This is a genomic window from Streptomyces sp. WMMB303 (assembly GCF_029351045.1).
Taxonomy (GTDB): Bacteria; Actinomycetota; Actinomycetes; order Streptomycetales; family Streptomycetaceae; genus Streptomyces.
The window spans coordinates 4,590,051-4,616,236 of sequence record NZ_JARKIN010000001.1; the positions used below are offsets into that span (position 1 = coordinate 4,590,051).

The window sequence follows — 26,186 nt, forward strand, 5'->3', positions numbered from 1 at the left end:
GCCCGGCCGCGGGGGCCTCAGTCCGAGCCGGCCCGGCGGTAGACGCGCCCCGCCCCGTCGGGCTCCCCCACCGGTGAGACCCGGATCGCGTCGCCGCCGACCGCGGTGATCCGCAGCGACTCGACCGACGCCGCGCACCCCGGTGCCGAGGCCCCGTCCACCCGGTCCGGCCCGTACGTCAGGGTCTCTCCCTCCGCACCGCCGAGGGTGTTCTCCCACACGCAGGACACGCCCGCGTGCTCCCCGGTCAGCCGGAGGGTGGCGGTCCCGACCCGGCCGCGGCGCAGGGTGAGGGTACGTTCCTCGCCCTGCTCCGTGGTTCCCTGCCACTCGCCCGCCATGCTGCGGGGCACGGGGGCCGCGGCGTCGCCCACCTTGCGCAGCTTCGCCGAGAGCGACCCGCTCGGATAGATCCAGGAGAGGGTGCCGTCGGCGCGCAGCCGCAGCGTCTGCTCCTGATAGGGGGAGCAGGTCCTGGACGCGGGATGGCTGCCGGTGATCCGGCTGGTGATCCGCAGCCCCGTGTCGGCGCCCTCGAAGGCCACCAGCGTCGCCTCGCCCTCGCACATCATGTCGGCACGGATGTTGACGGTCTTGGCCACGACCTCGCCCTGCTCGCCCTGCCGGATCTCGAACCGCCGGGTGATCGTGGAGCCGTCGGCGTCCTGGACGCTGCCCTGCCAGGCGCCCAGATACCCCCTGGGCAGCGCGCCGTCCGGAGCCGGGCTGCCGATGTCCTCGGGCGACGGAGTCCGCGACCCGTCGCCGGGGGACGCCTTCACCGCTGGATCCGGTTGCTGCCGTGCGGCATCCCCGCCGTTGTCGTACACGCGCAGCGCGACGAAGGTGCCGAGACCGGACACCAGCGCCAGCACCACACCGAGCGCCCCCAGCAGCATGCCGCGCCGGTGCGCGCGTTCGGGCCGGGCCGCGGCCGGGCCGTGCACGGTGTACCCCGGCGTGGCGGGCCGGCCGGGCCCGGGGGGCTCGCCACCGTGCGGAGGATGTGGGCCGGCGGGCGCGGTCGGCGGTCCCGTGACGGTCAACATGCCGTGCATCTGCGCCTCGCCGGGCGCCGGGGGCGGCGCCCCGGCCCCGGACGCGGTCTCGCCGCCCTCGGCGGCCGCTCCCCCGGCGCCGGACGCCGCGGGGTCGCCGGAAGCGGGGGTGTCACCGGGAGCGGGGGCCGCTGCGAAGTCGGTACCCGCCGGATCGGACGGAGTGACGGCGGTGGCCGGAGAGCCGGTCGCCGCAGTGGCCGCCGCCTCGGCACCGGCCGGATCGGGGCCGTCGGTCCCCGTGGCGCGCTCCTTCGGCTGCGGAGCGTCCGGCGCGGCCGGGGGCGGTGACTCCGGTGACTCCGGGTGTCCGGCGCCGGGAGCGGGCGGGACGGCGGGCGCCTCGGCGACCCGGGCCGCCGCTGCCCGGGCGCCGGGCACCTCCGCGTCCAGCAGACGTGCCGCGTGCCGGCCCAACCGGGCCACCAGGCCGGCCGGGAGCCAGGGTTCGGCGGTCTCCGCACCGGACGTACCGGGGCCCGGCTCGTCCTCGGGGTCCGCAGTCCGGTCCAGGATCTCCGACAGCCCCGGCCGCTGCGCGGCGGGCTTGGCCAGGCAGTCGGCGACCAGACCTCGCAGTTCCCCGGGAACGCCCGCCAGGTCGGGCTCCTCCTGGGTGATCCGGTACAACTGCACGTGCCCGGCGGCTCCGTCGCCCCCGAAGGGGGTGCGTCCCGTCGCGGCGAAGGCGAGCACCGAGCCGAGCGAGAAGATGTCGCTGCTCCCGGTCACCCGGTCACCGCGCACCTGCTCGGGGGACATGAACCCGGGCGAGCCGACGACGGCGCCCGTCCGCGTCAGATGCGCGTCCGCCACGGTCTCCAGTGCCCGCGCGATACCGAAGTCGATGACGCGCGGGCCGTCGATGGTGACCAGGATGTTCGAGGGCTTCACGTCGCGGTGTACCAGCCCCGCTTCGTGGACGGCACCGAGCGCGCGGGCGAGCCGGTTGGCCAGGATGCGGAGGGTGCGCGCGGGCAGCGGCGTCCCCCGGTCCGCGACGGCCTCGTAGAGGGTGATGCCCGGTATGTAGCCGGTGGCGACCCAGGGCGGGTCCGCCTCGGTGTCCGCGTCCAGTACCGGCGCCGTCCACTCGCCGCCGACCCGGCGCGCGGCACCGACCTCCTGCTCGAAGCGGTGCCGGAACTCGGCGTGTCCGGCCAGCTCCGGCCGGACCAGCTTGACGGCGACCGTACGGCCGCGCGGGGACTGGGCGAGGTAGACGCTGCCCATCCCGCCTTCGCCGAGCCGTCCCAGCAGCCGGTACTGGCCGATGCGTTCAGGATCGTCCGCACGCAGGGACCTCATGCCCTCTCCCCCGGTCCGTTCGGCCGCGACGGGCCGTCACACAGCTTTGCAGAGCGATCGTACGGCCTGTGATCAGGCGACAACCACGCACGGTGCACACCGATCCGTCCCGGTTCGGCGCCTCGGGGCCGCGGGCCGGGCCGCCTCCGCGTGGTGCACCTACCGGGCTCGTACGGTCGGCGTAGGGGATTCGGAGCGGAGGACGTACGCGCACCGGGCGGCAGCAGCCGAACGGGCCGCCGCACGCGAGGCGTTCGGCGGCCGGTCGCGGGCCCGCCCCTTCCCGGAGCGGGTGGTGCGGCCGATCCCGGCGGCGGCCGGGCGACCGCGCGGCTGGGGCCCGGCGGGCGGGGCGGCCTCGCGGCCCCGCCCGCCGCCGGGTCCATGCCGCTCCGTCAGTGCCGTGCGGGGTGTACGACCATCGCGGAACCGCCGCCGCGGCGCGCCGGCTCGGCCGCCGCGCGCCAGCGCCCCGTCCCGGGCAGCCGTCGCACCCCGGTGACGGCGCCGATCTCCGCCGTCTCCTCGAACGAGTGCCCGAGCGCGGCCAGTCGGCGGCGTACCGGGCTGTCCATCAGCGCGGGCTCGGCGACGGTCTTCGCCGTGTTCCGCTGGCTGGCCCGCGGCGCGGCGATCGCGTCGACGAGCGGCATCCCGCGGTCCAAATGATTGGTGAGGGTCTGCAGCACCGTCGTGATGATCGTCGAGCCGCCCGGCGAGCCCAGCGCCAGCACCGGCTCGCCGTGCCGCAGGACGACGGTCGGCGACATCGAGGAGCGCGGACGCTTCCCCGGGCCGGGCAGGTTCGGATCGTGCACCCCGGGAGCGCTGGGCACGAACGAGAAGTCGGTCAGCTCGTTGTTGAGCAGGAACCCCCGGCCGGGCACGGTGATGCCGCTGCCGCCGGTCTGCTCGATGGTGAGGGTGTAGGCGACGACGTTGCCCCACTTGTCGGCGACGGTCAGATGAGTGGTGTTCTCCCCCTCGTAGGTGGTGGGCGCCGCCTGGTCGGCGTCCCCGCGCTCGCAGGACTCCGGCCGGCGCGGGTCGCCCGGCGCCACCGGGCTGCGGAGGGCCGCGGCGTCGTCGATCAGGCACTCCCGTGCGTCCGCGAACCGCTGCGAGGTCAGTCCCCGGGTCGGCACGTCCTCCTGGGCCGGGTCGCCCACCCAGCGGCCCCGGTCGGCGAAGGCGATCCGGCTCGCCTCCAGATAGCGGTGCAGATACGCCTTCTCGCCGAGGGAGCCCAGATCGCTGCGTTCGAGGATGTTGAGCGCCTCGGCGACGGTGGTGCCACCGGAAGAGGAAGGCGCCATGCCGTACACGTCCAGGCCGCGGTAGGCGGTCCGGGTCGGGCGCTGGGAGAGCACCCGGTAGGCGCGCAGGTCCTCGGCCGTCAGATCGCCGGGCCGCACGGTGCGGTCCGTGCCCTCGGCCACGGGCGGCTTGCGCACCGCCTGCACCAGGTCGCGGCCGATTCCGCCGCGGTAGAGCGCGTCGGTGCCCTCGCGGGAGAGCTCCCGGTAGGTGCGGGCGAGATCGGGGTTCCGCAGCCGGGAGCCGACCTCGGGCAGTTCACCGCCGGGCAGGAACAGGTCGGCGGTCGCCGGGAAGTCGCGGAAGCGGTCCTCGTTCTGCGCGGTCTGGTCGCGGAAGGTCCGGTCGACCGTGAAGCCCCGCCGCGCCAGTTCGGTCGCCGGGCGCAGCGCCTGGGCGAGCGACTTGGTGCCGTAGGCGCGCAGCGCCTTCTCCCAGGTGGCGGCGGTGCCCGGGGTGCCGACGCCGAGTCCGCTGGTGACGGCCTGGTCGAACGGCAGGGGTTCGCCGTCCTCGGTGAACAGGTTCCGGTCCGCGCTGCGGGGCGCCGTCTCACGACCGTCGAGGGTGTGCACCCTGCGGGTGGCGGCGTCGTAGTACACGAAGTACCCGCCGCCCCCGATGCCCGCCGAGTACGGCTCGGTCACCCCGAGCGCCGCGGCCGTGGCCACCGCCGCGTCCGCCGCGTTGCCGCCGTGCTTGAGTACCCTGATGCCCGCCGCCGAGGCGTCGGCGTCCACGCTGGAGACGGCGCCGCCGTAGCCGGTCGCCACCGGCGACTTGCCGGGCGGGTGACCGTGCCCGGCCGGGTGCCGGTCGGGCTGGGCCGGCGCCGCACCCAGCAGGCCGGCCACCACGGCGCCGGTGCCGAGCATCGCGGCCAGACGGCGCGCCGTACGGCGGGGGGCGGGTACGGCCGCGGTGTACCCGCCCGGGCGGACGGGTGGGCCGTCGTCGGGGCGCGGCGGGTGGCCGGCGGGAGAGGGCGTCATGCGGGCCTCCTTGAGGCGTACTCCGGGGAACGCGCGTGATCCGCGCAGCGTAATGCGGTCGACTCGGCTGCGTCAGCACCCCGCGGCGAGCCGCCGGACGGCCACCCGGCCGGACTCCGCCGTTCCGAGGGCCTACGCTGCGCCCCCATGGACGAGAACCTGAGAGAGATCGCACTCGGACTGATCGCCGCCGCCCTCACGGCAGCCGCGGGGTGGCTGGCCCGCAGCTCCCTGTGGCGCCGCAGACTCCACCGCAGGCAGCGCTTCTTCGGCATGCCGGAGAACTCCTCCTGCCTGCTCGTGGTCAACCGGGACCCGGGGGTGGAGGAGTGGAAAGTGGCGCCCGACGACGTGTTCGCGCTGCTGGAGCTGTCCGGCATCATCAAGGACTGCGGTGCCCGGGCGGACATCGTCGGGCACGACACGACCCGTCAGGGGTTCGGTGAACGCACCGAGTTCTGTCTGGGCGGCCCGGCCTCCAACCGGCGGACCGCCGCGCATCTGCAGTCGCTGCTGCCGGGCGTCTCGGTGGTCATGGAGGGCGAGGCGCCGGGGGTCTTCGCCATCGGCAGCGAGCGCTACCGGGCGGAGAAAGGGGCGGTCGAGCATGTGCTGCTGGCCCGGCTGACCGGGAATCAGGACGAGCCCGGGGCACGGCCTGTCTTCCTCATATGCGGACAGCGGCCCGTCGACAACCAGGCCGCCGCCCGGTATCTGGTGCGCCACCATGCCAAGCTCGCCCGCAAGCACGGCCGCAACGGCACCTTCTGCCTGCTGCTGAAGGTGGTCAACTCGCGGGCTTACGGGCCGGATGTGGTCGAACTGGTCGCCGACGTGACCCGCGCGGCGACGGCGCCGGCGGCGGAGTGAGGCGGGCGGTGCTCACGGTTCGGAGCCGGGCATGGTGGGGGCGGCTTCGGCAGGAGCCACCGGAACGGCCTCGTTCTTGACGTTGCCGCGCTCGCGCCGTGCGACCCAGTCGACGAACCAGGACAGCAGCATGCACAGCCCGATGTCGAGATCACGACCACGACGGGGATGAACAGCATGGTGGAGTCCATGTTTCTGGCTGACGATCGCCGGCAGCATGGCCCGCACCGCCTGCGGCACCAGGACATGGCCGCGCAGCTGGACTGGCACACCATGCCGACTTCGCTGCGGAGCCGGGCCGGCTCCCGGCCCCGATGACGACGACCCCGCCGCGGCCGACGCTCAGGTCGATGTCCCTGAGCGGGTGCTGCATGCCGTAATGCTTGTTGACCTCGCGCAGCTCGATCACCAGTTCCATAGGAAACAGAACCTATCGGGCCGAATGGGTCATCACCGGGATGACACGCAGCACGGCGATATACCGGTCGGCTCGCGTCAGTCCTCGCTGACCTCGGCGTATGCCTGGGACAACTCCGGCGAGCCCGTCTCTGCCCAGTTGGTGCCCTCCTCCAGCACGTCCGCCTCCCGTCCGGACGGCAGCCGCACCACCGGCTGCCCGTTCGGCCACCGCACCCAACGGGCTCCCGGCACCGAGCGCACCATCACGGTCCCGAGGTAGAGCCCGGCGTCCGTGCCGAGCCAGGGGGTGACCTCGGGGTCCTCGCGCCAGTGCGGCAGTAGTTGGTCCAGCGCGGCCAAGGACTCCACCGTGTCGTCGAGTTCGACACCCGCCCCGCGTGCCTGCTCACGCAGGAGTTCGCATTCGGAGAGGAGCTGCGTCGCGTCTTCCGGGTCGTCCGTCAGCCGGCGGCTCGATGCGACCGCCCCTTCGGCATCCGGGTGGGGCTTGCGCCAGTTGTCCAGAAAGGGGAAGTGCATGCGCATCAGCGTGGCATCCTCGCGCCCGTGGGCACTATAGGCGCGCTGGGTGCGAAGTCCGGCCGGTTTGGGCCGCCGGACACCTTGACGCCGCGTCAGGGCCTCTCTAACTTCACCCCGCCTCGGTGGAATCCGGGGTGCACGCACCGCAGCAGAAGTCCCACGAGAGGGCATCACGTGCGCAGACGTACCTGGACCCGATCCCTCACCGTCCTGGTGACCGCCGTGGCCGCGACGGCACCCACCCTGGTGGCGACGGCCACCGCGCAGCAGAGCACCCGGCAGACGGCGCCCGCCGACCCCGGCGCCGAACGGCCGCTCCCCCTGGAACGCCTCTACGACAACCGTGCGGTCAGCGACGACACCGCACCGGACGCCGCCGACTTCGACGGCGCCGGACGCTCCCTCTCCGCACAGGACCTCAAGGCCGCGGGCTGGGGCCCCGGCGCCCGGCTGAACCTGGACGCGGCCGGGCTCCGCTGGCCGGACCGGGCCCCCGGCCGCCCCGACAACGTACGCGCCGACGGACAGCGGGTCCGGGTCGGCGGCCGGGGCGAAGCGCTCACGTTCCTGGTGGCCGCCACCTCGCCGAACGGCCCGGCGGACGCCGCGGGCGGCCAGGGCACCGTCCGGTACCGGGACGGCTCCCGCAGCAGCTACACGCTCACCGCGGGCGACTGGCGCGGCGGCACGCTGGCCACCAAGGCCGTCGCACTGCCCCATCTCAACACCCGGCAGGGCGGGCAGGTCGCGGAGAAGGCCCGGCTCTACGCGGTCACCGTCCCCCTGGAGCGCGGCCGCACAGTGGGTTCGGTCACCCTGCCCCGGGACCCCGGCGCCGACGCCGACCTGCACGTCTTCGACCTCGCCGTGCGGCCGGAGGCCACCGGATGGACGGGAAGCTGGTCCGCCGGCACCGGCGGCTACACCGGCACCGGTGAGTGGCGGGACCGGACACTGCGGCTGGTCGTGCACACCTCGGCAGGTGGCCCCCGGGCACGGATCCGCCTGGAGAACACCTTCGCCGCGCAGCCCGTCCGGATCGGGCACGCCTCGATCGCGGTGCAGAAGAACGGCGCCGCCGCGCACCGGCGTCCGACGCCGCTCACCTTCGACGGCGGTCGTCCCGGCACCCGGATCCCGGCCGGGACCCGCGCCGTCAGCGACCCCGTGGGCTTCGACGTACCCTCCGACACCAATCTGCTGGTGAGCATCCATCTGCCCGGCCCGGTGTCCGCGGCGCCGGTGCACAGCAAGGCGCAGCAGCGGTCGTACCTGAGCGAGGACGGCAGCGGCGACCGCACCGGCGAGACCGGGGGGTCGGCCTTCACCGGCTCGCTGTCCATGTGGCCGTTCCTGACCGGGGTCGACGTGCGGGGCGGCCCCGGCTCCGTCGTCACCCTCGGGGACTCCATCACGGACGGCGTCCGCTCCACGGAGGGGGCCAACCGGCGCTGGCCGGACGTGCTGGCCGGGCGGCTGCTGGCGCAGAGCAGGGTGCCGCGGCTCGGGGTGCTCAACGAGGGCATCTCCGCCAACCGCATCGTCACCGACCGCTATCCCGGCGACGGCGTCAGCAGCGACACCGCGGGGGTGAGCGCGCAGCACCGGCTGGAGCGGGACGTACTGGCCCAGACCAACGTGCGGACGGTGGTGCTCTTCGAAGGCATCAACGATGTGCGCTGGGGCGCCTCGGCCGAGCAGGTGATCGCGGGGATGAGGGCGATCGCCGCGCGGGCGGCCGAGCGCGGGAAGCGGGTCGTGGTGGCGACGATCACGCCGTGCGAGGGCTACCACGACTGCACGGCCGAGGTGGAGGCCAAGCGGGCGAAGGTCAACGCCTTCATCCGGGACAACGGCGGCCGGTTCGACGCCGTGCTGGACTTCGACAAGGTGGTGCGGGACCCCTCCCGCCCGGAGCGGATGGCGCCCAAGTACGACTCGGGCGACCATCTGCACCCCGGTGACGCGGGGCTGCGCGCCCTCGGCGAATCGGTCGACCTGCGGCTGCTCGCCGGCTGAACCGCACCGCCGGGCCCCGGCCGGGAAGCGCGGGGCGTCACACCTCCAGGTCGACCACCACCGGAGCGTGGTCGGAGGCGCCCTTGCCCTTCCTGGCCTCCCGGTCGACGTAGGCGTCCGAGACCGCCGTGGTGAACGCCTCGTTCCCGTAGACGAGGTCGATCCGCATGCCGCGGTTCTTCGGGAAGCAGAGCTGCCGGTAGTCCCAGTAGGTGAACGGCACGTCGTACTTCAGCGGACGCGGGTGGACGTCCGAGACGCCCGCCGCCTCCAGGGCGGCGAGCGCCTCCCGCTCCCGGGCGGTCACATGGGTGGCGCCCTCGAACTCGGCGATGTCCCAGACGTCCTCGTCGGTGGGCGCGATGTTGAAGTCGCCCAGCACCGCGAACGGCGTCGCGGCCGAGGCGAACTTCTCCGCCGCGTCCCGCAGGGCCGCCAGCCACTCCAGCTTGTACTCGTAGTGCGGGTGCCCCACCTCGCGCCCGTTGGGTACGTACAGGGACCACACGCGCACCCCGCCGCAGGTGGCCGCGGCGGCGCGGGCCTCGACGGCGCCTTCCCACGCGGGCGCACCGGGCAGGCCCAGCGCCGGGTCCTCGATACCCACGCGGGAGAGGACGGCGACGCCGTTCCAGCGGCCCTGCGCGCTGACGACCGACTCGTAGCCGAGCGCGCGCAGCTCCTGCTGCGGGAAGGCGTCGTCGGACACCTTGAGCTCCTGCAGGCAGAGCACGTCGGGCTGGGCGGACTCCAGCCACTGCGTCAGGCGGGGCAGTCTGGCCGTTATCGAGTTGACGTTCCAGGTGGCAATTCGCATGCGGACTCCGTCGGGGTCACGGGGGTCGTCCCCCGGCAGAATGCAGGCTACCGCGCCAGTCGGACACTCTCGCCGGGCCGAAGCTGGGTGTGCGCCGCGCCACCCGTTCCGGGGCCGCCCTCGCCGAGCATCCGGCCGAAGAAGGCCAGCCCGAGGTCGCCGAGCAGGCCGTCGTGCACGTCGTAGACCTGTGCGGGGCTGACGGTGCGCACGTAGTCCAGCACCTCGGCGTACTTGTTCCAGGGCGCGTACACCGGCAGCAGCAGCGTTTTGACGGGCCGCTCGGGGACGGTGAGCGCGTCGCCGGGGTGGAAGACGAGGCCGTCGACGACGAAGCCGATGTTGGTGATCCGCGGGATGTCGGGGTGGATGACCGCGTGCAGCTCCCCGTGCACCTCGACCTCGAATCCGGCCGCCTCGAACGTGTCACCGTGGCCCACGGTGTGGACGCGGCCCGGAAAGGCGCCGGAGAGCTGGTCTGCGACGCTGCGCAGTGTCCAGATCTCCGCCTCCGGGTTGGCCTCCATGGCGGCGCGCAGCCGCAGCTCGTCGAAGTGGTCGGGGTGCTCGTGCGTGACGAGCAGCGCGTCCGCGCCCAGCCCGGCCTCCTGCTCGCTGAAGCCGCCCGGGTCGATGACGAGGGTGCGGCCGTCCTTCTCCAGCCGGACGCTGGCGTGGCCCTGCTTGGTGAGCTTCAGCGGGGTGTCGTTGGCATCAGTTCCCATGGGGCGCATTCTCCTCCGGCGGCTGCCGGTGGTCCTCCGGGGTGGTCTCCTCCCGGATCACCCGCTGGGCGACGGCGAAGGCCGAGTTGGCCGCGGGCACCCCGCAGTAGACCGCGATCTGCAGCAGCACCTCCTTGATCTCGGCGGGGGTCAGCCCGTTGCGCAGCGCGGCCCGGATGTGGAAGGCCAACTCCTCCAGATGGCCGCGGGCCACCAGCGCGGTCAGGGTGATCACCGAGCGGGTGCGCCGGTCGACCCCCGTACGGGTCCACACCTCGCCCCAGGCGTACCGCGTGACGAAGTTCTGGAAGTCCTCGGTGAAGTCGTCGGCCCGCTCCAGGGAGCGGTCCACATGGGCGTCGCCGAGCACCTCGCGGCGCACCTTCATCCCCGCGTCGTAGGCGTCGGTGCGCAGCGCGGCCGCGGCTCCTGACTCCAGTTCGGCGACCGCGGACGCCTGCGGCGGTACGGGGCTGATGACGGGTGCCGGAGCGGGCGGACCGGCTGCCGAGTCCTGCCAGGTGGTGGTGAAGTGCCGGATGAGCAGGTCGGTGACGGCTCCGGGCTGCTCGACGGGCGTCAGATGCGAGGCCCCGGGCACGATCGCGAGCCGCGCGTCGGGAATGCCCGCGACCAGCGCCCGGGCTTCGGCGGGCGGGGTGACCTGGTCCTCGGCTCCGGCGACGACCAGCGTGCCCACCCCTATCCGGTCCAGCGAAGTCTTGACGTCGAAGGAGGCCAGCGCCTCGCAGGCGGCGATGTAGCAGCCGGGATCGGTGGTGCGGACCATCTGCACCGCCCACTCGACGATGGCGGGCTGCGCGGCGGCGAAGCCGGGGGTGAACCAGCGGTCGGGGGTGGTGCGGGCGATCGGATCGAGCCCGTTGGTCCGGATGACGACTCCCCGCTGCCGCCAGCTGTCCGCGGTGGCGAACCGGGGCGAGGAGGAGATCAGCGCGAGCGAGGTCACGCGCTGCGGGGCACGCAGCGCGAGCTGGATACCGATCGCGCCGCCGAGGGAGCAGCCCGCGTAGCCGAAGCGCTCGATGCCCAGCTGGTCGAGGGTGGCCAGCAGCCGCTCGGCGTAGGCGTCGGCGGAGTCCGCGGAGTAGGCCGGGGAGCCGCCGTGTCCGGGCAGGTCGAATCTGAGCACCCGCCAGTTCCGGGTCAGCTCGGGGATCTGCCGGTCCCACATGTGCCAGGTGGTGCCGAGGGCGGGGCCGAGGACGAGCAGCGGGGCACGTTCCGGCCCGTCGAGGCGGTGCTGCAGGGTCTTGGCGGTTGTGTCGCTCACCTGCTCACGCTCCCATATCGCACAGAATCCCACGGCACGGGGGTCTCGGCCTCCACGAGACCGCCGCAGGCTTCCGCTGCCGGGCGCAGGTCCTCCACGTCCCCGGCGGGCGGCCTTCCGGCCCCCGCCCCGGCGAGGCTGCACGCGCCGCCTCCGGGGAAGCGCAGGCCAGGGGGGCTACTCTTCGCGCAGTTTCGCGAGCCGGCGTGCCGGTTCTGTCAAGGAGCGGGCATGGGCGGCCATCCCCGACCAGGGATCGCCGTGGTGTGCCAGCCGGTCGGGGAGGGAGGTGAGGGTGTGGTCCCGCGGGTCGGTGGTGTCCAGCTCCGACCACTCGAGCGGGGTGGCGACGGGGGCGGAGGGGCGGGCGCGGACGGCGTAGGGAGCTGCGGAGGTCTGACCGTAGGCGTTGCGGAGGTAGTCGATGAGGACCCGGTCGCCGCGCTGGTCCTTGCGCTGGGCCGTGGTGAGGGTGCCCGGGTGCCGGGCGGTAGCTGCTTCGGCGACGCGATGGGCGAAGTCCCGTGCGGTGTCGAAGTCGGCGCCGCCGTCGAGCGGGACGTAGACGTGATAGCCGCGGGAGCCGCTTGTCATGGCGTATGCGGGCAGCCCTACGTCGGCGAGCAGGTCGTGGACGGCGTGGGCGGCCGTGCGTACGGGAGCGAGGTCGGTGGTGGAGGGGTCGAGGTCGAAGACGAGCCGGTCGGGGTGGTCGAGGCGTGCGGCGGTGGAGAGCCACAGGTGCGGAGTGACGCAGCCCTGGTCGGCGAGGTAGGCGAGGTCGGCGGCGCGGTGGAGGATGACGTGGTTGGCGGTGCCGTCGCTGCGCAGCGGTACCTCGAGGCGGTCCAGCCAGTCGGGGAAGTGGTCGCCGGCGCGCTTCTGGAAGAAGGCCTGGGCCTTGATGCCGTCCGGGTAGCGCTTCATCGCGACTGGCCGGCCGGCGGCGTGGCGGAGCAGGGTGGGGGCGACATCGGCGTAGTAGCGGACCAGTTGGCCCTTGGTGATGCCGTCGTCGGGGAAGAAGAGCTTGTCCTCGTTGCTGACGTCGACGACGTACGAACCGAAGGTGAGTCTCATGACGGCTGCTCCCTGACGACCTCTCGCGGGTCCTTGTCCTGCCGTTCGCCGAGGAACCGGGGGTGGCGCAGCTTGCTGTCCACGGTCCACTCGGTGAAGCCGAACTCGGCGACCAGTTCGGGGGCGACCCAGTGGGCGCCGGATTCACGGATCTGCCCGGCGTCGGCGAACGGGGACCGTGACCGCTCGAGCTCCTCGAGCCTGTCGCCGAGCCGGTCCAGGGTGGCCTGGTCGTATCCGGTCCCGACCTTGCCGGCGTAGACCAGGTCGCCGTCCCGGTAGTAGCCGACCAGGAGGGCGCCGAAGCGGCTGCGGCTGCCGCGGGGTTCGGTGTATCCGCCGATGACCAGCTCCTGCTGGTTGACGCACTTGAACTTGAGCCAGTCCCGGGAGCGGTCCTGCCGGTAGGGCGCGTCCGCCCGCTTGGCGATCAGGCCCTCCCAGCCCTTGCGGCACGCCTGGTCGAAGTACGCTTCACCGTGCTCGTTGCGGTGCGGCAGGTAGCGCAGCGGGTCCTGGAAGCGCAGTGCCCGGCGCAGCAGCCGCTTGCGGTCCCGCAGCGGGAGCCGGGTGGTGTCCTGCCCTTCGAGGTGAAGCAGGTCCAGGACGTAGTAGTAGACGGCGATGCCGGTGGCGCGGGCCTGCTCGGGGTCGGTGAGCTGCATCCGGCCCTGCAGTCGCGAGAAGCTGGTCAGCCTGCCCTCGAAGGCCACGATCTCGCCGTCCACCACGAAGTCCTCGCACTCCAGGGCGGCCAGTGCCTCGGCCAGCTCCGGGTAGGGGCGGTTGAGGTCCTGGTCCTTGCGGGAGGCGAGGCGGACCCGGTCGCCGTGGCGGTAGGCCAGCGCCCGTTCGCCGTCCAGTTTCCGCTCGTAGATCCAGCCCGGGTCGGAGAAGTGCTGGTCGGTCAGGGTGGCCGACATGGGTGAGAGACGGCGGGGTGGCTGCTGCGGGCGGAGCCGGCGGGCGGCCTGCGGGGCGAGGATGTCGAACGGGGTGCTCACGGCCGGCCCTCCCGTTCGATCCGGGCCTCGGTCCTGCCGGTCGGCACGGACTCGAGCTGGGTGCTGACCGGGTTGTGGCGGCGGTGTGGCGGGGGATTCCCCCCGTCGGCGCCGCTCGCCGCGCGGAGCGGGCGCCGCGCCCTGAGCGAGCTCCGCCGGCCGGGCGCCGAACAGCCAGAACGCCTGCTCCGGTCGGCGTGCTCCCGCGCGTAGGCGCGCAGCGCGGTCGGCTCCTGGCCGGTCAGCCACCACCGGGTGCGGTGCGCCGGTTCACCGAGGGTGAGGTGGTCGGGGCGGGGCTCCATGGGCTCCGTGTCGCCGGGGTGGCGCTGTTGCAGCTGCGGATACCCCGGCGCGGGGTGCTGGGCGGAGGGGTGTTCGCTGCTCACGGTCACTCCCTGGCGGGTATGAGGTGGGGCGAGGGTTCAAGGGGTGTGCGCCCGATGGGCTTCGGATGCGCGTCCGGTCGGCAAGAGCACCGGTCGGCGCGGGGGTGGGGCCGGCTCTTCCGGGCCGGCTCTTCCGTATGCGGGGCTCAGGCCGGCTGCGCCGGGCACCTGGGTGGCTCCCCCACACCTGTCGCTCGCCAGGGCTGAAGAAAGGCTGCGGCCCGGGCGGGGCTGACCTGCGGACGGCCGGTTGTGGCGCACACTGGGGGCATGACTCCCTCCCCACCGATCGTGGTGTACCCACCCGAGGGCGGGGGCGGGCGCCGGGTGCTGCTGGACGGGCAGGAACTCGGCCGCGCTTTCAGTCTCTATGACCTGGTGGAACTCCTGAACGGCGCGGGGCTCGACGCCGCGGCCACCGAGTTCGAGGACCCCAGGGTCTTCGAGTGGCGCGGCGGGGGGCCCTACAGCTGGGAAGGCGACGACTCGGGCGGCTGACCGGCTGGGGTCCACCTGCGCGGGCGTGGGTTCAGCGGCGGACGGCCCGGGCGAGTTGGTCCTTGTTCATGCTGGAGCGGCCCTCGACGCCCTGTCGGCGTGCCTCGTCGTACAGCTGGTCCCGGGTGGGGCTGATGGGCCCCTTGCCCTTCCCCGACCGCTCGCCGCCGCGTCGCGAGGCGGGCTTGTCCTGGACTGAGGTACGGCTTGCCCGGCGGGCTTCACCCGTCTGGGCGCGTTCCTTGTTCACTGTGCGTGCGGCGATCTCTTCTGCCCGGCTCTCGGAGGCGCCGCGCTTCTTCTGGCTTTCCTTGATGTCTTCGTACTGCCGCTCTCGCTTGCGGCTCGATCCCGCGGGCATGGTTCCTCCTCGCTGCCGTCTCGTTGCGTTGCCGGGTGGGCAGCACCCGGCCCGTTAAACGTCTCCCCGCCCGTTGCCCACGTCCGTGGTCGACGGCCTCGCCGGTCCTCGCCGCTGAACTGGATCAGCCGCCGGCTGCCGCCGCGTGGCAGTTCCTCCAGCGAGGCGAGATGGGAGCGCTCCTCGCGCATCAGCTGGGCCATCCGCCCGTCCAGGGCCTCCAACTGCTGGGGGGAGCTGCGCTCCAGGATCTGCGGTACCTCGTCGGCCGCCGCGCAGATGTCCTCGTGCCCGAGCACGACCAGCGCCTCGAACGGCGGCACCGGCACCAGATCCAGCTCGGCACGCAGCACCGTCACCAGGGTGCCTTCGCTGCCCACCAGCGCCCGCGCCAGCTCGAAGCCGTTCTCCGGCACCCGTCCGGCACGGGAGCCGCTGTTGCGCGCCGGACGGAGGGAGACACGCGCAGCGACGCATCCGAGGCTGGACGGCTCCGGCACCGGCACGCCGTTGGCCGGTTCCCGCACGCCAGGCGCGTCCGTGGCGCAGAAAACGGGCGCGGACTCAGAACTCGGCGGTGGAGACGACGTAGACGCGGGGCCTGCTCTGGTATGTCGTGTCCACGGTGACCACCAGGTCGGGCTCGCTCCCGGGCTGGTCGAGTCGCAGGCTCCGATAGTGGCTGCTGGGCTCGTCGAACCGCCAGCCGACCACTCTGGCCTTGCGTCCGCTGATGGCGACCTCGCCCTCGGTCAGCTCGGTGCGGCTGCTCCCGATGTCCTGCAGGAACTCGGTGAGCCGCTTGGGGCTGGTGCGGAACTGCACCCACATGGTGCTCTTCTGCCAGGCGTTCGCCTCGTAGAAGGCCACCCGGGTCGAGGAGACCGGTACCGGGACGCTGTAGATCCGCTGGCTGACCCTGGGAGGCCGCGCGTAGGTGAGGCTGGTCGCGGCGGCGGCGCGCTCCTTGTCCCTGCCGCTGGCGCGGCTCTTGAACGCCGACTGCACCAGGTAGCCGGCCGGCAGCGCGATGAGCAACACCACGATCGCCAGTACGGCGAGGCGGTGGCGGGGCCGGTGCGGGGGGCGCTCGCGGGATGCGGAGGGGCGGGGGCTGTCGTCGGTGTGCAGCATGGCGCTGGGCGTCTCGGAGAGTGTGGTGGATGTTCGGCGGGGCGGCGGTCCCGGCCCCGTCACTGACCGACGGCCCGGCGCAGGTTGTCCGCCGCCCGCTCGTAGCGCTCGTAGCGCTCCAGCCGGCGCCGGTTGGCACGCCGGAAGCGGCGGGCCACCAGCCGAGCCAGGTCCGCAGCACCGACCATACCCGCCTCGGGGCCCAGCTGCGCCTTCACGATCCGGGCCTCCGGCCGGTAACCGCGGCCGGTGAGCTGGCGCCGGAACGCCTCCCGGGCGGGTTCGATCAGCAGTTCGTCGGCCGCGCTCACCCCGCCGCCCACCACGAAGCAGGACGGGTCCAGGGCAGCCGCCAGATTCGCCAGCCCCACCCCCAGCCAGGAGCCGACCTCGTGGAAGAGTTCCGTGCACATGGCGTCGCCGGAGCGGGCGAGCTCGGTGATCAGCGGTCCGGTGATGTCGCCGACCTGGCCGCCCACCCGGTCGATGATGCCGTAGGCGACCGGCGACTCGGCGGCCGCGAGCTCGCGGGCCTCCCGGACCAGCGCGTTCCCGGAGCTGTACTGCTCCCAGCACCCTCTGTTGCCGCACGGACACCGATGGCCGCCGGGCACCACCTGCATATGGCCGAACTCGCCGGCCACCCCGTACTTGCCCCGCTTGACCCGGCCGTCCTCCAGGATGGCGCCGCCGATCCCGGTGCCCAGCGTGATCATCACCAGGTGGTCCTCGCCGCGCCCGGCGCCGAACCGCCACTCGCCCCACGCCGCGGTGTTCGCGTCGTTGTCCACCATCACCGGCACCGCCAGCCGCGCCGTCAGCGCGTCCTTCAGGGGCTCGTCGCGCCAGGCGAGGTGCGGCGCGAACAGCACCCGGGAGCGGTCCGCGTCGATCCACCCCGCCGCGCCGATGCCTACCGCGTGCACGTCGTGCCGGTCCGAGAGGTCGAGCACCAGCTCCGCGATGGTGTCCTCGACCACCTTCGGGCTCTTCGACTTCTCCGGCGTCTCGGCCCGCACCTTCTCCAGGATCACCCCGTCGGCGTCCACGACACCGGCCATGACCTTGGTGCCGCCGATGTCGATACCGACGGTGGGAACGCGGGGTGCCGACAGATGGGAGCGGCGCTCACGCGTGCTGACGGTCCTCAGCACGCTCGGGCTGGGGCCCGTCCGCCGTCGGTGGACCCGGTCTGCTCGCTGAAAGCTGTCCGCGTTCAAGAGGTGGTCGTCTCTCTGGGAGGGGTCTCACGGGTGCGCCCGCTGCTGCCAGGGGTCAACGGTACGTCGTCCGGCGCACGGGCGCTCGGAGTCCCGGGCACCGCCGGGCCCGCACCGGCACGCGGCCGGCGGGCCCGGGGCACCGGGGCTCAGTCGCGCTGCAGTTCGTGGCTGAGCTGGTCCAGTTCGGATCCGCCCGCCATCTGCCGCACCAGTTCCTCCAGCTCCAGCCCGTCCTTCACGTAGGACCCGGCCATGGCGCCGCGCTTGAGCAGCACGAAGCGGTCCCCGACGAGAAAGGCGTGGTGCGGGTTGTGGGTGATCAGCACGACGCCGAGGCCGGCGTCCCGGGCTGCGGCGACGTACTTGAGCACGACCCCGCTCTGCTTCACCCCGAGCGCGGCGGTGGGCTCGTCCAGCACCAGCACCCTGGCCCCGAAGTGCACGGCGCGGGCGATGGCGACGGACTGCCGCTCGCCGCCGGACAGCGTCCCGATCGGCTGGTCGACGTCGCGCAGGTCGATGCCCATCCGCAGCAGTTCGCTGTGCGTGGTGCGCCGCATGCGCTGCACATCGAGCCGGCGCAGCGGCCCGCGGCCGATCGTCGGCTCGGAGCCGAGGAAGAAGTTCCGCCACACCGGCATCAGCGGGACCACGGCCAGGTCCTGGTAGACGGTGGCGATACCGCGGTCCAGCGCCTGGCGTGGGGAGGAGAGCCGGGTCTCGGCACCCTGGATGCGGAAGGTGCCGTCGTCGTGCTGGTGCAGCCCTGAGATGATCTTGATCAGGGTGGATTTGCCCGCCCCGTTGTCACCGAGCACACAGGTGATCTCCCCGGGCCGCACCGTCAGGGAGATGCCCTCCAGGGCCCGGATGTTGCCGTAGAACTTGCTGACGTCGGACAGCTCGACGAGCGCCCCGTCGTCAGCCGGCTGTACCTCGCTCATCGGGTCGCCTCCGCCCGCTTCCGGATCCACGCGTTCAGCAGCGTGGCGAGCAGCAGCATCGCGCCGAGGAAGAACTTGAACCAGTCCGGGTCCCACTGCGCGTAGATGATGCCCTTGTTGGCCATGCCGAAGATCAGGGCGCCCACGGCGGCGCCGACCGCGGAGCCGTAGCCCCCGGTCAGCAGGCAGCCGCCGATGACGGCCGCGGCGATGTAGATCAGCTCGTTGCCGACGCCCTCGCCCGACTGGACGGCGTCGTAGTTGAACAGCAGGTGCTGCCCGGAGATCCAGGCGGCGAACGCGACGCCCAGATACAGACCGATCTTGGTGCGGGCCACCGGGACACCGACGGCGCGGGCCGCGTCCACCCCGCCGCCCACCGCGAAGATCCAGTTGCCGACCCTGGTGCGCAGCAGGATCCAGGTGGCCGCCGCGACCAGCAGCAGCCACCACACGATGGTGATCTGCAGATCGACGCCGCCGAGGGTGAGCGTGGAGGCGAAGACGGCCTTGGCCGAGTCGAAGCCCTCCATGTCGCTGATGCTCTTGGTGGTGACCTTGTCGCTGATCAGCTTGGTGAGGCCGAGATTGAGCCCCGTCAGCATCAGGAAGGTGCCCAGCGTGATGATGAAACTGGGGAGTCCGGTGCGGGTGAGCATGACCCCGTTGAAGAGCCCGATGGCCAGCGTGACCAGCAGCGACACCCCGACACCGACCCAGGTGTTGGCCGTCATCTGGTAGCTGAACATCGAGGAGGCCAGCGCTGAGGAGGTCACCATCACGCCGGTCGACAGGTCGAACTCCCCACCGATCATCAGCAGCGCCACCGGCACCGCCATGATCCCCAGGGTGGAGGAGAAGTAGAGGACCGTGGAGAGACTGGAGGGGCGCAGGAAGCTGTCCGCGACCAGCGCGAAGAACACGAACAACGCGAGGGCGCCGACCACGGCGCCCAGCTCCGGACGCCGCAGCAGCCGCACCGCCAGCGGACGGTGCACCAGCCGCTCGTCGGCCGCCGCGGGGGCCGGCGGGCGGGAGTCCGCCGGCTGCGGGGAGCCGTCCTGGGCGTCCTGGCCGCCGGGCCGGGCCGGGGCCGTCATCGGGTGCCCCGCTTCGTCAGCTCGGCCAGCTTGCCCGCGTCCTTCTTGGTGAGGATCTGCGGGCCGGTGAGCACGGGCTTGCCGCCGCCGAGCATGTCGGCGTTGTAGCGGTAGAGCCAGAGCAGGTCGACGGCCTCGTAGCCCTGCATGTAGGGCTGCTGGTCGACGGCGAAGCCGATCGTGCCGTCCTGCAGCCCGGCGGCGACCTTGTCGTTGAGGTCGAAGGTGTCGATCTCGGCCTCGCTGCCCGCGTTCTCCTTCGCCTTCGCCGCGGTGGCCGCGAAGGGCGCGCCGAGCGTGACGACCGCGTCGATCTTCTTGTCGGACTGGAGCTTGGCCTCGACCGACGACTGCACGCCGGGCATGTTGGTGCCGTCCACGTACAGGTTCTTGATCTTGCCGTCGAACGTCTTCTTGATGCCGTCGCAGCGCTGCTCGTGGCCGACGTTGCCCTGCTCGTGGATGAGGCAGACGGCCTTCTTCCGGCCCCGTTCGTTCAGCTCGCGGCCGACGGCCTCACCCGCGAGCACCTCGTCCTGGCCGATATGGGTCAGCGCACCGAAGTCCTGCGAGACCTCCTGGCCGGAATTGATCGTGATGACCGGAATTCCGGCCTTCACGGCCTTCTTCACCACGCGCTTCATCGCGTCCGGCTTGGCGAGCGTGACGATCAGGCCGTCGACCTTCTTGTCGATCGCCGTCTGGACGAGCTGCGCCTGGCGGCCGGCTTCCTTGTCATGCGAGTACAGGAACTCGATGTTGTCCTTGGCGGCGGCCTGCTCGGCGCCGCTCTGCACGATGTCCCAGTAGGTGTCCCCGTCGCCTGAGTGCGTCACCATGGCGACCTTCCAGCGCGGGGTGGACACATTGGCCTTGCCCGAGGCCGCCTGCTCGCGTGCCTCCTCCGCCCGCTTGCCGCCGGTGCTGCTGCACCCGGCGAGCGCGGTCAGCGCGACGGCCGTCGCCGCCACCGCGGCCCCTGTCGTACGTATGGACCTGCGGAACCTTCGCCGGGACCTCTGCACGCTGGCCACCTGTCCTGCTCTCTGGGTAGGTATACGGTCGGGAACCGCCCTGGATCTTCGCACACATATCCGCCACGGTGGCCGGAAACCCCCCACCGGGCCCGCGGCCACCCCTTCCGACCGGGATGTGTAGCGGCGCGCAGGACGGCCGTCAACGTCGTCGGCACGGGGTTCTCGCACAGCGGCACCTCTCACGGACTCAGGGACGCACCAGGAGCTGGAAGTCGAAGGAGTAGCGGGACGCGCGGTAGAGGTGCGAGCCGTACTCGACGGCGCGCCCGGTGTCGTCGTAGGTGGTGCGCTCCATCGTCAGCAGCGGAGCACCCTCGACCTCCCCCAGCAGCTCCGCCTCGGCGGCGTCCGCGATCCGCGCCCCCACCGACTGCCGGGCCGAGTGCAGCGTCACTCCGGCTCCGCGCATCAGCCGGTAGAGGCCCGTGGTCTCCAGCTCGCCCTCCCGCGGAGTGAGCAGATCCACCGGCAGATGGTTGCGCATGTGCGCCATCGGCTCCCCGTGCGCCAGCCGCAGCCGCTCCACCAGCCGCACCTCGGCACCCTCGGGCACCCCCAAGGCCGCCGCGACCTCCCCCGACGCCTCCTCGACGCCGTGCCGCAGCACCCGGGTGGCCGGACGCTGGCCCGCCGCCTCCAGATCGTCGTAGAGGCTGCTCAGTTCCATGGGACGCTTGACCTGGCTGTGCACGACCTGGGTGCCGATGCCCCGGCGCCGCACCAGCAGTCCCTTGTCGACCAGCGACTGGATGGCCTGCCGGACGGTGGGGCGGGACAGCCCCAGGCGGCCGGCCAGCTCGATCTCGTTGCCCAGCAGGCTTCCGGGCGCCAGCTTGCCGCGCTCGATGGCGCTCTCCAGTTGCTGGGCGAGCTGGAAGTAGAGCGGGACGGGGCTGGCGCGGTCCACACTGAGCTGCAGGTCCACCGGATCATTCTTGGCCACGAACGGGAGCGTAGTGCCCTTCGGCGGTCGCGTGAACCGTACATTCGATTGTCAGGACGAAAAGACAAAACATTGACAGTGCGGAGCGCACGGGCGAGCGTGGGCCCATGCGCATCGGACTCATCGGCACCGGCCGGATCGGCACCCTGCACGCGCGCACTCTCGACGCGCATCCCGAGGTGAGCGGACTGGTGGTCGCGGACGCGGACGCCGCACGCGCCCGTGAGGTGGCCGCCGGACTCGGCGCCACCGCCGTACCCGAGGTGGCGGACCTCTTCGCCGCGGAGCTCGACGCGGTCGTGATCGCCTCGGCCACCGCCTCGCACGCCGAACTGATCCGCACCGCGGCCCGGCGCGGACTGCCGGCCTTCTGCGAGAAGCCCATCGCCCTGGACCCGGCCGGCACCCGGGCGGCGCTCGCGGAGGTGGCGGCGGCCGGAACCCTGCTGCAGATCGGCTTCATGCGGCGCTTCGACGCCGGATACACGGCCGCCCGGGAGGCGGTGCGCGCGGGCCGCCTGGGCCGGCTGCACACGGTACGGGCGATGACCTCGGACCCGGCGCCGCCGCCCGCCGCCTACCTGCCGCACTCCGGAGGGCTCTACCGCGACTGCCTCGTCCACGACTTCGACGCCGTGCGGTGGGTGACCGGGCGGGAGATCGTCTCCGTCTACGCCACCGGCTCCGCCGCGGGCCCCGCCATGTTCGCCGAGGCGGGCGACGTGGACACCGCGGCCGCGCTCCTCACCCTGGACGACGGCACCCTGTGCACCGCCACCGCGACCCGGATGAACGGCGCGGGCTACGACGTGCGGATGGAGCTCGCGGGAGAACGGGACCAGTTCGCGGTCGGGCTGGACACACGCACCCCGCTCACCTCACTGGAACCGGCCGCTCCCCCACCGCCGGAGCGGCCGTGGCCCGGCTTCCTGGAGCGGTTCGGGCCGGCGTACGAGGCCGAGATCGCCGCCTTCGTCCGCGCCCTGCGCGGCGAGATCCCCAACCCCTGCGACGGGCGCGAGGCCCTCGCTGCGCTGCTGGCCGCGGAGGCCTGCGAACTGTCCCGCGCCACCGGCGCCCCGGTGGAGCCGGCCGCACTCGACGGCGCCGAGCCCTCCCGGACCGGCTGAGCCGGGGCCCGCCCACCGGGTGGGCCCCGGTGCCGGCACCCCGGCGACGGGCCCTCCGGGCATGCCGAGGTACCGGCGCGCCCGGAGGGCGGTCACAGCTTCTTGACCATGAACAGGCAGGCGTCGGCCACCCGGTGGACCACCCCGGCCCCGTCCTGGTAGCTCCAGCAGTCCAGGTACGGCACGGAATCGCGATAGCCGAGGTGGCCGTAGAGGGCGCTCGCCCGCGGATTGTTCTTCTCGACGCCGAGCCCGACCGCGCGACAGCCCCGCTCCCCGGCGAGGCGCTCCACCTCACGGAGGAGCGCCGTGCTGATGTTCTGGGAGCGGAGGGCCCCGTGCCACACTCCGAGCCCGTGCACCTCGGGGCAGCCGGGATGCGCTGCCCGCACCTCGGGCGCCTCGCACCCCGCCCAGCTGATCTCGCAGCTGCCGACCGGCCGCCGGTCCTGCCAGGCCAGCAGGAACGTGGCGCTGCCCTGCCGTTGCCGCGCGTAGCGGGCCTCGTGTGGGGTGGCCGCCCCGCGCAGCGGCTTGTGCGCCTCGAGCAGTTCGAGGTCTTCTTCCCGGCACTGACTGATCCGCATGCCGGTACCCTACGAGCCTGGTACGGACCTGTGTCCATGCTTCACAACACGTCCCCCTGCCGGGAGCACAGCCCGCACCCGATCGCGCTCCCGGGCCGGGAACGCACTGGTCAGCCGAACCGTACCGGCACGCTCTTCACCCCGCGCAGCACGGTGCCCTGCCGCCACTCCAGTGCGGCGGGACTGGCGTCCAACTCCAGCCGGTCGGTGCGCTCCAGCAGCATCTCGAAGGCGATCCGAGCCTCCAGGCGGGCCAGCGGGGCACCCAGGCAGAAGTGGATGCCGTGCCCGAAAGCGAGGTGGCCGCCGCTCTCCCGGCGGATGTCGAAGCGGTCGCCCTCGGGGAAGCGCGCCGGATCCCGGTCGGCGTCGGCAAGGACCGGCAGCACGAGCCGCCCGCCGCCGGGGATCAGGGTGCCGTCGATCTCCAGGGGTTCACGGGTGAAGCGGTAGGTGGACATCTCGACCGGACCGTCGTAGCGGAGCATCTCCTCGACGGCTCCGTCGAGCAGCGCCGGATCGGCGCGCAGTGCGGCGAGCTGGTCGGGGTGGCACAGCAGCGCGAGCGCGCCGTTGGCGATGAGCCCCACCGTCGTCTCGTACCCGGCCACCAGCAGCAGCCAGGCCATGCCGTGCAGTTCGCCGGTGGAGAGCCGGTCGCCGTCCTCGTCGCTGGTCCGGATCAGGAGGCTGAGCAGGTCCTCGCCCGGGCGTGCGCGCTGCCGCTCCAGCAGGTCGGTCAGATAGCCGCTCAGCGCCTCCACCGAGCCGCGCTTCTCCTCCTCCGGGGCCGCGCTCAGCACGTGGTCGCTCCAAGCGCTGAACCGCTCGCGCTCCAGGTCCGGCACGCCGAGCAGTTCGCAGATCACCGCGATCGGGAGCGGGAAGGCGAGCGCCTCGACCAGGTCGGCGCGCCCGTCGGGGTCTGCCAGCATCCGGTCCAGCAGCCCGGCCGTCAGCTCCCTGATCCGGGGCTCCAGCGCGGCGATCCGACGCGGGGTGAACTGCCTGCTGACCAGCTTGCGCAGCCGGGTGTGGTCGGGCGGATCGCTGATCAGCATGTGGGTGCCGGGGGAGATCGAGAGGGTTCCGGCCTCCGGCGAGGCGTTGGCCCAGTCCTTGGAGAGCCGCGGGTCGTTCAGGGCGGCCCGCGCCGCCTCGTGGCCGACCACCAGCCAGCCGAGCGCGCCTTCCGGGGTGCGCACATGGTGCACGGTGCCGCGGCGGCGCAACGCGGCGTAGACGGGGTAGGGGTCGCGGACGAAGTCGTCCCCCAGCACGGCGAGGTCGACGATGCCGTCCGTGTCCGGGGTCAGGTCCAGCACACTCCGGTCAGCCATGGGGAGAGCCTAGAAGCGGGTACGCGACGGGTCACCGGGGCGTTTTCGGCCGGCGAGGGCAGCCCCGTCCACCGGCGGAGGGCTGCCGCCCCGATCCGCCGACGGACGGGCGGCCCGTTTCCGTCTCCGGGCGGGCCCCGGTGCGCTGCTCAGGCGGGTGCGGCGTCCTGGAGGCGCTTGAGGAGTTCGGTGACCCGCTTGGTGGTCGTCTCCCGGTCGTGGCCGTCGCTGAGCGCGGAGCCCATGCCGCAGGCGACGGCGCCCGCGGCGATCCATTCGGGCGCCTCCTCCAGGGTGATGCCACCAGTGGGCAGGAAGGGCGCCTGCGGCAGCGCTGCGCGCACGTCCCGCAGCCAGCCGGGCCCGTGCTGCGAGGCGGGGAAGAGTTTGAGCCCGTCGGCGCCCAGTTCCAGCGCCCGGACCGCTTCGGTGGGGGTGGCGACGCCGGGGAACACGGGAACCCCGTAGCGGTGCCCGGTGCGGATGACCTCCTCGTCCAGGGCGGGCGCGACGAGGAAGCGGGCACCGGCGTCGACGGCGAGGCGGGCCGAGGCGCTGTCCAGAACGGTTCCCGCGCCGATCACCGAGTCCTCGCCGGTCTCGCGGCGCAGCGTGCTGATGGCGTCGAGCGCATAGGGCGTGGTCAGCGAGACCTCCAGGCTGGTGAGCCCGGCGGCGAGCAGGATGTCGGCCGTCGCGGCCGCCTTCTCGTAGCTGTCCGCGCGGACGATGGCGAGGACGCGCTGTTCCAGCGCCGCTCTGGTGATCTCCCAGCGGTACACGGCAGTTCGCCGCCTCTCTCGGTCTGTGGGATGTCGGCCGGCCGGCACCGCGCCGGACCCTGCGGAAGCGGGGCCGGTAGCAGCGTCAGCGGTGCACCGGGTCGGTGCCGCGGGTGAACGCCGCGAGCGCGCGGTCGCGGGCGGCGGCAGTGGGCAGGCCGTCGATGTCGCCGGGCGCCTGGACGACGAGCGCCGCCACGCACGCGGCCTCGGCCAGGGCCCGCTGGTGGTCCAGCCCGCGCAGCCGGGCCGAGAGCCAGCCGGCCGCGAACGCGTCGCCCGCGCCGACCGGATCGGTGACCGGCACCTCGAAGGGCTCCTGCCGCCACTGGCCTTCGGCGGTGTGCGCGACCGCGCTGTGGTCGCGGTGCTTGACCACGACCGTGCCGGCCCGGCCGAGCGTCAGCAGGGCTTTGGCGCCCTCGTCCGGGCCCGCGCCCAGCAGGAGTTCGATCTCGTCCTCGCCGGCGAGGACGAGATCGGCCTCGCGCAGCAGCGGACCGACGCGCCGGATCCACTCGTGGTCGGTGCCCAGTTTGCGCCGCACGTTGGGGTCGAAGCAGACGGTGGCGCCGGCCTGCCGGGCGCCTTCGATCAGGGCATGGGTGGCCTTCTCGGCGTCCTCGGAGAGCATCGGGGTGATACCGGTGACATGCACGAGCCGCACACCGGCCAACGCCTCGGGGGTGATCTGTGCGGGGCTGAGCAGCGAGGCGGCCGAACCGGTCCGGTAGTACTGCACGTCGACGGCGCGGCGGGGGTGGCTGTCGCGCAGCAGCAGTCCGGTCGGCGATTCCGGGTCCATCTCGGCGCAGGAGACGTCGACGCCGTCGGCCCGCAGTTCCCGCAGTACGGCCTCGCCCGCGGGGTCGTCCCCGACCCGGCCGATCCACCGTGCCCAGTGGCCCAGCCTGGCGAGTCCGGCCGCGACGTTGGATTCGGCCCCGGCCACGGAACGCCGGAAGTGCGTCGCGCGTTCCAGGGGGAGGCCGGGTTCGGCGAGCATCAGCAGCATGGCCTCACCGCAGGTAACCGCTTCCGGGCCGTTTCTCACCGTTGACTCCCCATATCTACCGCCCGCGCATCACTCTCTGTGGGGAACGTTACCCGCTCACGCCGGGTAAGCCACCCCCGGGTGGCGCGACAACCTCAGGTACGGCGTCGACTCACCTGGCGAGTCGAAGGTAGCCGATCGGGCGTGCGGTGTGCCGACCTCTGCCACACTCCCCGGCCGGGAGGACGCGGCCGCCGGGACGGCAGCCTCCCCCTGCCGTACCGGGCCCGACTCGGCG

The 26,186-nt window shown here is 73.1% G+C and carries 24 protein-coding genes and 3 pseudogenes; 4 read left to right on the top strand and 23 right to left on the bottom strand.

Annotation, left to right across the window (positions count from 1 at the left end):
* Positions 1-17: 17 nt before the first annotated feature.
* Together P2424_RS20400 and ggt are read right to left on the bottom strand one after the other, a co-directional pair.
* A complete protein-coding gene (locus tag P2424_RS20400) occupies positions 18-2,366 on the bottom strand; it encodes a serine/threonine-protein kinase (protein WP_276477202.1) in 2,349 nt (782 codons plus the stop codon).
* Positions 2,367-2,761: 395 nt separating this feature from the next.
* Entirely contained in the window at positions 2,762-4,558 is a 1,797-nt protein-coding gene (gene ggt, locus P2424_RS20405) for a gamma-glutamyltransferase (RefSeq protein WP_276479042.1), read from the bottom strand.
* 264 nt (positions 4,559-4,822) lie between these two features.
* On the opposite strand from ggt, the gene P2424_RS20410 reads away from it, so the two are divergent.
* Entirely contained in the window at positions 4,823-5,545 is a 723-nt protein-coding gene (locus tag P2424_RS20410; protein ID WP_276477203.1) for a hypothetical protein, read from the top strand.
* A 12-nt stretch (positions 5,546-5,557) separates the two neighbouring features.
* On the opposite strand, the pseudogene P2424_RS20415 reads toward P2424_RS20410, so the two are convergent.
* The 3 genes and pseudogenes from P2424_RS20415 to P2424_RS20425 form a co-directional block, all read right to left on the bottom strand.
* Positions 5,558-5,788, bottom strand: a pseudogene (locus P2424_RS20415) (amino acid ABC transporter permease); the annotation flags it as partial.
* Between the two features lie 70 nt (positions 5,789-5,858).
* Positions 5,859-5,963: pseudogene (locus P2424_RS20420) on the bottom strand (amino acid ABC transporter ATP-binding protein); the annotation flags it as partial.
* A 77-nt stretch (positions 5,964-6,040) separates the two neighbouring features.
* On the bottom strand, positions 6,041-6,484 hold the full coding sequence (locus tag P2424_RS20425) for a DUF6278 family protein (RefSeq protein WP_276477204.1): 444 nt from the start codon (positions 6,482-6,484) through the stop codon (positions 6,041-6,043).
* 177 nt (positions 6,485-6,661) lie between these two features.
* On the opposite strand from P2424_RS20425, the gene P2424_RS20430 reads away from it, so the two are divergent.
* On the top strand, positions 6,662-8,506 hold the full coding sequence (locus P2424_RS20430) for an SGNH/GDSL hydrolase family protein (protein WP_276477205.1): 1,845 nt from the start codon (positions 6,662-6,664) through the stop codon (positions 8,504-8,506).
* Between the two features lie 37 nt (positions 8,507-8,543).
* On the opposite strand, the gene P2424_RS20435 is transcribed toward P2424_RS20430, so the two are convergent.
* The 6 genes from P2424_RS20435 to P2424_RS20460 all read right to left on the bottom strand — a co-directional run bounded on the left by P2424_RS20435 (position 8,544) and on the right by P2424_RS20460 (position 13,815).
* The gene (locus P2424_RS20435; protein WP_019357141.1) at positions 8,544-9,323 is read right to left on the bottom strand and encodes an exodeoxyribonuclease III; all 780 of its coding nucleotides are present in this window, start codon (positions 9,321-9,323) and stop codon (positions 8,544-8,546) included.
* A gap of 47 nt (positions 9,324-9,370) precedes the next feature.
* Positions 9,371-10,048, bottom strand: coding sequence for an MBL fold metallo-hydrolase (locus tag P2424_RS20440; protein WP_276477206.1), 678 nt, complete (start codon positions 10,046-10,048; stop codon positions 9,371-9,373).
* Complete coding sequence (gene pcaC, locus P2424_RS20445) at positions 10,038-11,342, bottom strand: 4-carboxymuconolactone decarboxylase (protein WP_276477207.1); 1,305 nt, start codon at positions 11,340-11,342, stop codon at positions 10,038-10,040. The genes P2424_RS20440 and pcaC overlap by 11 nt, the downstream gene beginning before the upstream one ends.
* Positions 11,343-11,519: 177 nt before the next feature.
* Positions 11,520-12,422, bottom strand: coding sequence for a non-homologous end-joining DNA ligase (ligD, locus tag P2424_RS20450; protein WP_276477208.1), 903 nt, complete (start codon positions 12,420-12,422; stop codon positions 11,520-11,522).
* Positions 12,419-13,426 (bottom strand): non-homologous end-joining DNA ligase, encoded by a 1,008-nt coding sequence (gene ligD / locus P2424_RS20455; RefSeq protein WP_276477209.1) that lies wholly within the window; start codon positions 13,424-13,426, stop codon positions 12,419-12,421. The genes ligD (P2424_RS20450) and ligD (P2424_RS20455) overlap by 4 nt, the downstream gene beginning before the upstream one ends.
* Positions 13,423-13,815, bottom strand: coding sequence for a hypothetical protein (locus P2424_RS20460; protein ID WP_276477210.1), 393 nt, complete (start codon positions 13,813-13,815; stop codon positions 13,423-13,425). The genes ligD (P2424_RS20455) and P2424_RS20460 overlap by 4 nt, the downstream gene beginning before the upstream one ends.
* 270 nt (positions 13,816-14,085) lie before the next feature.
* Between P2424_RS20460 and P2424_RS20465 the strand changes: the two genes are divergently transcribed.
* The gene (locus P2424_RS20465; protein ID WP_276477211.1) at positions 14,086-14,313 is read left to right on the top strand and encodes a hypothetical protein; all 228 of its coding nucleotides are present in this window, start codon (positions 14,086-14,088) and stop codon (positions 14,311-14,313) included.
* Between the two features lie 31 nt (positions 14,314-14,344).
* On the opposite strand, the gene P2424_RS20470 is transcribed toward P2424_RS20465, so the two are convergent.
* The 8 genes and pseudogenes from P2424_RS20470 to P2424_RS20505 form a co-directional block, all read right to left on the bottom strand.
* On the bottom strand, positions 14,345-14,674 hold the full coding sequence (locus P2424_RS20470) for a plasmid stabilization protein (protein ID WP_276477212.1): 330 nt from the start codon (positions 14,672-14,674) through the stop codon (positions 14,345-14,347).
* 101 nt (positions 14,675-14,775) lie between these two features.
* Positions 14,776-15,090, bottom strand: a pseudogene (locus tag P2424_RS20475) (FAD-binding oxidoreductase); the annotation flags it as partial.
* A 148-nt stretch (positions 15,091-15,238) separates the two neighbouring features.
* A complete protein-coding gene (locus tag P2424_RS20480) occupies positions 15,239-15,808 on the bottom strand; it encodes a hypothetical protein (RefSeq protein WP_276477213.1) in 570 nt (189 codons plus the stop codon).
* 59 nt (positions 15,809-15,867) lie between these two features.
* Positions 15,868-16,962 carry an ROK family glucokinase gene (locus P2424_RS20485; protein WP_019357145.1) on the bottom strand — a complete coding sequence of 365 codons (1,095 nt, stop codon included), beginning with the start codon at positions 16,960-16,962 and terminating at the stop codon, positions 15,868-15,870.
* A gap of 215 nt (positions 16,963-17,177) precedes the next feature.
* Positions 17,178-17,975: an ATP-binding cassette domain-containing protein gene (locus P2424_RS20490; RefSeq protein ID WP_276477214.1), complete on the bottom strand. Its 798-nt coding sequence runs from the start codon at positions 17,973-17,975 to the stop codon at positions 17,178-17,180.
* On the bottom strand, positions 17,972-19,075 hold the full coding sequence (locus P2424_RS20495) for an ABC transporter permease (protein ID WP_276477215.1): 1,104 nt from the start codon (positions 19,073-19,075) through the stop codon (positions 17,972-17,974). Before P2424_RS20495 ends, P2424_RS20490 begins: the two co-directional genes overlap by 4 nt.
* Positions 19,072-20,067 carry a sugar ABC transporter substrate-binding protein gene (locus tag P2424_RS20500; protein ID WP_276479043.1) on the bottom strand — a complete coding sequence of 332 codons (996 nt, stop codon included), beginning with the start codon at positions 20,065-20,067 and terminating at the stop codon, positions 19,072-19,074. The genes P2424_RS20495 and P2424_RS20500 overlap by 4 nt, the downstream gene beginning before the upstream one ends.
* Before the next feature lie 232 nt (positions 20,068-20,299).
* Complete coding sequence (locus tag P2424_RS20505; RefSeq protein ID WP_276479044.1) at positions 20,300-21,019, bottom strand: GntR family transcriptional regulator; 720 nt, start codon at positions 21,017-21,019, stop codon at positions 20,300-20,302.
* Positions 21,020-21,162: 143 nt separating this feature from the next.
* Here P2424_RS20505 and P2424_RS20510 point away from each other — a divergent pair, with 143 nt between their 5' ends.
* The gene (locus P2424_RS20510; protein ID WP_276477216.1) at positions 21,163-22,185 is read left to right on the top strand and encodes a Gfo/Idh/MocA family oxidoreductase; all 1,023 of its coding nucleotides are present in this window, start codon (positions 21,163-21,165) and stop codon (positions 22,183-22,185) included.
* A gap of 92 nt (positions 22,186-22,277) precedes the next feature.
* Here P2424_RS20510 and P2424_RS20515 read toward each other — a convergent pair whose 3' ends face one another.
* The 4 genes from P2424_RS20515 to P2424_RS20530 form a co-directional block, all read right to left on the bottom strand.
* Positions 22,278-22,772: a GNAT family N-acetyltransferase gene (locus P2424_RS20515; RefSeq protein ID WP_276477217.1), complete on the bottom strand. Its 495-nt coding sequence runs from the start codon at positions 22,770-22,772 to the stop codon at positions 22,278-22,280.
* A 110-nt stretch (positions 22,773-22,882) separates the two neighbouring features.
* Positions 22,883-24,112, bottom strand: coding sequence for a cytochrome P450 (locus P2424_RS20520; RefSeq protein WP_276477218.1), 1,230 nt, complete (start codon positions 24,110-24,112; stop codon positions 22,883-22,885).
* Positions 24,113-24,261: 149 nt separating this feature from the next.
* A complete protein-coding gene (locus tag P2424_RS20525; RefSeq protein WP_276477219.1) occupies positions 24,262-24,894 on the bottom strand; it encodes a bifunctional 4-hydroxy-2-oxoglutarate aldolase/2-dehydro-3-deoxy-phosphogluconate aldolase in 633 nt (210 codons plus the stop codon).
* A gap of 85 nt (positions 24,895-24,979) precedes the next feature.
* Positions 24,980-25,909: a sugar kinase gene (locus tag P2424_RS20530; protein WP_276479045.1), complete on the bottom strand. Its 930-nt coding sequence runs from the start codon at positions 25,907-25,909 to the stop codon at positions 24,980-24,982.
* Between the last annotated feature and the right edge of the window lie 277 nt (positions 25,910-26,186).

Bases quoted from the DNA above. Each gene is read 5' to 3' on its own strand.
- P2424_RS20530 (WP_276479045.1), bottom strand. From the start codon at position 25,909: ATGCTGCTGATGCTCGCCGAACCCGGCCTCCCCCTGGAACGCGCGACG.
- P2424_RS20520 (WP_276477218.1), bottom strand. From the start codon at position 24,112: ATGGCTGACCGGAGTGTGCTGGACCTGACCCCGGACACGGACGGCATC.
- P2424_RS20410 (WP_276477203.1), top strand. From the start codon at position 4,823: ATGGACGAGAACCTGAGAGAGATCGCACTCGGACTGATCGCCGCCGCC.
- P2424_RS20490 (WP_276477214.1), bottom strand. From the start codon at position 17,975: ATGAGCGAGGTACAGCCGGCTGACGACGGGGCGCTCGTCGAGCTGTCC.
- ligD (WP_276477208.1), bottom strand. From the start codon at position 12,422: ATGAGACTCACCTTCGGTTCGTACGTCGTCGACGTCAGCAACGAGGAC.
- P2424_RS20465 (WP_276477211.1), top strand. From the start codon at position 14,086: ATGACTCCCTCCCCACCGATCGTGGTGTACCCACCCGAGGGCGGGGGC.
- P2424_RS20400 (WP_276477202.1), bottom strand. From the start codon at position 2,366: ATGAGGTCCCTGCGTGCGGACGATCCTGAACGCATCGGCCAGTACCGG.
- P2424_RS20440 (WP_276477206.1), bottom strand. From the start codon at position 10,048: ATGGGAACTGATGCCAACGACACCCCGCTGAAGCTCACCAAGCAGGGC.
- P2424_RS20480 (WP_276477213.1), bottom strand. From the start codon at position 15,808: ATGCTGCACACCGACGACAGCCCCCGCCCCTCCGCATCCCGCGAGCGC.
- P2424_RS20515 (WP_276477217.1), bottom strand. From the start codon at position 22,772: ATGCGGATCAGTCAGTGCCGGGAAGAAGACCTCGAACTGCTCGAGGCG.
- ggt (WP_276479042.1), bottom strand. From the start codon at position 4,558: ATGCTCGGCACCGGCGCCGTGGTGGCCGGCCTGCTGGGTGCGGCGCCG.
- P2424_RS20470 (WP_276477212.1), bottom strand. From the start codon at position 14,674: ATGCCCGCGGGATCGAGCCGCAAGCGAGAGCGGCAGTACGAAGACATC.
- P2424_RS20435 (WP_019357141.1), bottom strand. From the start codon at position 9,323: ATGCGAATTGCCACCTGGAACGTCAACTCGATAACGGCCAGACTGCCC.
- P2424_RS20425 (WP_276477204.1), bottom strand. From the start codon at position 6,484: ATGCACTTCCCCTTTCTGGACAACTGGCGCAAGCCCCACCCGGATGCC.
- P2424_RS20510 (WP_276477216.1), top strand. From the start codon at position 21,163: ATGCGCATCGGACTCATCGGCACCGGCCGGATCGGCACCCTGCACGCG.
- P2424_RS20495 (WP_276477215.1), bottom strand. From the start codon at position 19,075: ATGACGGCCCCGGCCCGGCCCGGCGGCCAGGACGCCCAGGACGGCTCC.